This is a genomic window from Rhodococcus sp. 14-2470-1b (genome assembly GCF_002259415.1).
Lineage (GTDB): Bacteria > Actinomycetota > Actinomycetes > Mycobacteriales > Mycobacteriaceae > Rhodococcoides.
Genome location: NZ_NPFY01000050.1, coordinates 1 through 682, shown reverse-complemented (window position 1 = coordinate 682; position 682 = coordinate 1). Strand labels below are relative to the sequence as shown.

The 682-nt window shown below is 67.4% G+C and carries 1 protein-coding gene; it reads right to left on the bottom strand.

Translation table 11 applies throughout. The features are described 5' to 3' along the window. Nucleotides 1-682: AMP-binding protein (locus CH293_RS27600; protein ID WP_141217258.1), on the bottom strand; the 682-nt coding region annotated here is incomplete at both ends.

The following is a 682-nucleotide window of genomic DNA, read 5'->3' as shown; positions in this document are numbered from 1 at the left end:
TACCCGTGCGGTCAGATGCTCCCGGAGTTCGTCGTCGGTGACGTCGGTACCGACGTAATAGGCGGCAAGGTATTTGTCATTGCCGCCGGGGTGGTCGGCGGCGATGACGACGGCGGCGGTGATGGCGGGGTGCTGCTGCAGGACGGTGCGGATCTCGTCGAGTTCGATGCGGAAGCCGCGGATCTTGACTTGGTCGTCGGAGCGGCCGAGGTAGTCGAGTTCACCGGTGTGGTTCCAGCGGACGAGATCGCCGGTGCGGTACAGACGCTGCCCGGATTCGGTAGCGACGAACCGGGACGCCGTCAGATCCGTGCGGCCGATGTAGCCGTCGGCGAGTTGGACACCACCGAGATACAGCTCTCCTGTCACCCCGACGGGTACCGGGCGCAGCCAGGTGTCGAGGACGTGGGTGGTTGTGTTGGCGACCGGTGTTCCGATGGGCACGGTCACCACATCGGTGAGCGCGTCTGCGTGGATGGGTGCGGCGGTGACGTCGACGGCGGCTTCGGTGGGGCCGTAGAGGTTGTGCAGTTCGGCTCCGGCGAAGAGTCGGTCTGCGGCGGCGGCGTTCGCGGCGGGGAGTGCTTCGCCGGAGAAGAACACCCGCCGCACCGAGGTGAGGCGTTCGGGGTCGGGTGTGGCGGTGAGGAAGGCGTCGAGCATGGCGGGCACGAAGTGCAGG